This window comes from Elusimicrobiota bacterium (genome assembly GCA_018816525.1).
Lineage (GTDB): Bacteria > Elusimicrobiota > Endomicrobiia > CG1-02-37-114 > XYA2-FULL-39-19 > OXYB2-FULL-48-7.
In genome coordinates, this window is the sequence record JAHIVV010000038.1 from 1 (window position 1) to 3,765 (window position 3,765).

The following is a 3,765-nucleotide window of genomic DNA, read 5'->3' on the forward strand; positions in this document are numbered from 1 at the left end:
GAACTTTTTATCAAACTTCAACACGCAGGGATAAACATTGAATATTTAGATATCGGCGGCGGCTTAGGTATTAAATATCATAACGAAATCCCGCCTGCGCCTGGCGCTCTTGCAAAAGAAGTACTTGCTCTGCTGAAACCCTTGAATGTAAAACTTATTCTTGAGCCAGGAAGATATATTGTCGGCAATGCCGGCTCGCTCATAACAAAAGTTACATTTACTAAAAAGAGCGGACATAAAAACTTTTTGATTGTTGACGCAGGCATGAACGATTTAATAAGGCCTGCGCTTTATGAAGCTTACCACGAAATCCTGCCGGTACGGCAAATTCCGGGAAGTAAAAAAGTGTTTGACATAGTAGGGCCTATATGCGAAACAGCTGATTTTTTCGGCAAAACAAGACACTTGCCTGATATCAAACAGGGCGCTCTAATTGCCATTATGTGCGCAGGCGCTTATGGTTTTTCTATGTCGTCGCAGTATAATTCAAGGCCAAGAGCAGCAGAAGTTTTGGTTGATAAAAATAGCTGGAAAATAATAAGAAAACGCGAAACGTATAAAGATTTAATATAAAGGCAGGTTTTTACCACAAGTTCTTTCAAGGAGTTTAAGGAGCCGGGGCCACTTATGGTTTTGACGCAATCAGCGCTCTTGGAAAAGATATGGAATATTTGCTAAAATCTGCCAAAGAAAGTAAGAATAAGCCTGTCCCGGGCAAGTCCATAGCGGACTTGATAAGTTTAGTGGACAAAACAATAATTTTTTGACGATATCCGTAATTGGAGCATTAAATGAGATTTATAAAATTCGTAAAAATGCAGGCGGCAGGAAACGATTTTATAGTTTTTGACAATAGAAAAAAAGTGATTAAAAAAAATTACTCAAAACTTGCTCAGGGCCTATGCAGAAGAAATTTCTCGATAGGCGCGGACGGCATATTGTTAATAGAATCCTCAACCACCGCAGATTTTAAAATGATTATTATTAATTCTGACGGGTCCCAGGCAAATATGTGCGGAAATGGGGCTAGATGCGCTGCTTTATTTGCTTATGCCAATAAAATCTCCGGCAAAACAATGAAATTTGAAACCGGCGCCGGTATAATCAAAGCAAAAGTCAATGGTTTTAAAGTAAGAATAACTCTGACCGAACCAAAAGATATCAAACTGGATATGAACCTAAGGATTGAAAGCAGGGAAATTCATGTTTCAAGCGTAAATTCAGGCGTGCCTCATGCGGTTATTCTCTCACCAAACATTGAACAAGTTGATATTGCCTCTATTGGCAGGCTTATAAGAAATCATACGCAATTTACTCCTGAAGGGACCAACGTTGATTTTATAAAAGTAATCGACGAACATACAATAAAAATACGCACCTATGAACGCGGCGTCGAAGCAGAAACCTACGCCTGCGGCACAGGTTGCGTGGCCGGCGCTATTATTGCGGGCTTAAAAAAAATGGTAAAATCCCCGGTAAAATTAGTAACATCCGGAGGCGAAAAACTTAACGTTTATTTCAGCCGAAGTAAAACAGAAAATCTGCTTATTCCTATATACGGCCTGCAATTAGAAGGAAAGGCGGAAGTTATTTTCGAAGGAAATATCCCGCATGCCTTTCCAAGCAGGCAGAATGCGGGATTAAGAAGGTAAAAATGTGTGAATTCTGCCATACACACGGCGAAGGCAAGAAGTGGTATTTGCAGGCTAAAAACTACTCTGAAGATTTTTTAAGCGATATTAAACGCAGAAAATTTGTTGAGGATTTTTTTCAACATCCCGAGAAAACGTTCCAGGATGTTGAAAAAGCAGGCCAGCTTGAAAAATTACCACGGGCACTGAAAAATGCTATTTCAAAGAGAATCACAAGAAACCAGAAAGAAATCCATTTCGGGCAGGTAGTGCCTATTGAAGATATACAAAACATTTTTAATTTCGTAACTTCAATTGTCCGGCTTGAATGTATATGCAGGAAAGGCAAATTAGGCCTTCGCAACCAGCGATATTGTTACGGGGTAAGCCTTGCGCCAAACGGCGGGCAGATGACTGAAATAATAAAAAACATTGACCCCAGTTATCTCTTCGGGCCGGACAATAAAGAGCTGGAAGTGTTAAGTAAAGAGGATACTTTAAAATTATTTGAAGAATATGAAAAAGAAGGGTTATGCCATACGGTCTGGACTTTTCATACGCCTTTTATCGGGGGAATTTGCAACTGTAATGCTTTAGATTGCTCGGCTATGCGTATGACAGTCGGCCATAAAATCCCTGTTATGTTCAAAGCCGAATATATTGCACAGATAAATCCCGGGTTATGCAGCGGTTGTAAGGCTTGCGCAAAAGTGTGCCAGTTCGGCGCAATAAATTTTGACAGTGCATCAAAAAAATCCTCGATAAATACGCAAAATTGTTACGGATGCGGGATTTGCCGCAGCGTATGTAAAAAAGATGCGATTAAACTCAATGAAACGGAGGGATTCCATGGTAATTAAATTTAAAAAACCCGGATCCCGTGGGTTCACTTTAATTGAACTTATGGTTGTAGTAGTAATACTTGGTATACTGGCTGCGGTGTTGGCACCAAAAATTCCTACTTTCTTAACAAAAGCCAAGGAAGGAAAAACAAAAGGCAATTTAGCTACGTTGAGAAGCACTTTGAATATATATTACAGCGACAATGACGGCCTTTACCCTTATGATAACCTTGCTTGTCTTGTACCAAAATACTTAAAGGCTATACCGGACTGTGCGCTTCCGCCATATCATGCCGCATCAAATACCGTTACAAACGGAACTGTTGTAGGAAATTCGGATGCAGGCAATTGGCAGTATAATAAAAACGACGGCAATGTCGGCTGGGGCAATATTTGGGTGGAATGCACTCACAACGATTGTGCCGGCACCGGTTGGAGCAGTTTCTAAAATCTCGATTTAGGGGGTAGCAAATGTTTGCAGGGTCTTATGTGGCAATTGTAACACCATTCAAAAACAATAAAGTTGATTACAAAAAACTGGAAGAACTTGTAGAGTTTCAGATAAAAAATGGAACCTCCGGCATCGTGCCCTGCGGCACTACCGGCGAATCCCCTACACTAAATTATGAAGAACATGAAAAAGTAATTGAGACGGTCGTAAAATGCGTTGACGGCAGAGTAAAAGTTGTCGCCGGAACAGGGTCCAACAGCACGGCTGAAGCCATCGAACTCACGGCCTATGCAAAAAAACACGGCGCAGACGGCGCCCTGATTGTTTCACCTTACTACAACAAACCTACTCAGAAGGGCCTTTATTATCATTTCAAAAAAATAGCCGACGAAATTGATATTCCGATAATGATTTACAATATACAATCGAGGGCCGCGGTAAACATTGAGCCTGAAACTTTCGCTAAACTTGTTAAAGACTGTAAAAACATTGTGGCAGTCAAGGAAGCAAGCGGATCGCTCGGACAAATGACAACAATACATATGCTTTGCCCGAAACTTGACTTAATGTCGGGGGACGATGCTTTAACACTTCCACTGCTTTCCATCGGAGGTACCGGGATAATTTCAGTAGTGGCAAATATAGTGCCAAAAGACGTTTCTGAAATGGTCAAAGCGTTTAATAAAGGCGACATAAAAAAAGCGCAAACCCTTCATTACAAGCTTTTCCTGTTAGTCAAAGCGATGTTTATTGAAACAAACCCTATTCCCGTAAAAACAGCTATGGGCCTGATGGGGCTTTGTTCCGATGAACTCCGTTTGCCTATGTGCCCCATGGAAGA

5 protein-coding genes are annotated in these 3,765 nt (G+C 40.9%); all 5 read left to right on the forward strand.

Annotation, left to right across the window (positions count from 1 at the left end):
* On the forward strand, positions 1–573 hold a 573-nt coding region (locus tag KKH91_04265; protein MBU0952024.1), incomplete at its 5' end, for a diaminopimelate decarboxylase.
* 218 nt (positions 574–791) lie between these two features.
* Positions 792–1,652 carry a diaminopimelate epimerase gene (gene dapF, locus KKH91_04270; GenBank protein MBU0952025.1) on the forward strand — a complete coding sequence of 287 codons (861 nt, stop codon included), beginning with the start codon at positions 792–794 and terminating at the stop codon, positions 1,650–1,652.
* Between the two features lie 2 nt (positions 1,653–1,654).
* Entirely contained in the window at positions 1,655–2,491 is an 837-nt protein-coding gene (locus KKH91_04275; GenBank protein ID MBU0952026.1) for a 4Fe-4S binding protein, read from the forward strand.
* On the forward strand, positions 2,481–2,921 hold the full coding sequence (locus KKH91_04280; GenBank protein ID MBU0952027.1) for a prepilin-type N-terminal cleavage/methylation domain-containing protein: 441 nt from the start codon (positions 2,481–2,483) through the stop codon (positions 2,919–2,921). The genes KKH91_04275 and KKH91_04280 overlap by 11 nt, the downstream gene beginning before the upstream one ends.
* Positions 2,922–2,944: 23 nt before the next feature.
* On the forward strand, positions 2,945–3,765 hold an 821-nt coding region (gene dapA / locus KKH91_04285; GenBank protein ID MBU0952028.1), incomplete at its 3' end, for a 4-hydroxy-tetrahydrodipicolinate synthase.

Excerpts from the sequence above, each read along its gene's own strand:
- dapF (MBU0952025.1), top strand. The coding sequence starts at position 792 with ATGAGATTTATAAAATTCGTAAAAATGCAGGCGGCAGGAAACGATTTT.
- KKH91_04275 (MBU0952026.1), top strand. The coding sequence starts at position 1,655 with ATGTGTGAATTCTGCCATACACACGGCGAAGGCAAGAAGTGGTATTTG.
- KKH91_04280 (MBU0952027.1), top strand. The coding sequence starts at position 2,481 with ATGGTAATTAAATTTAAAAAACCCGGATCCCGTGGGTTCACTTTAATT.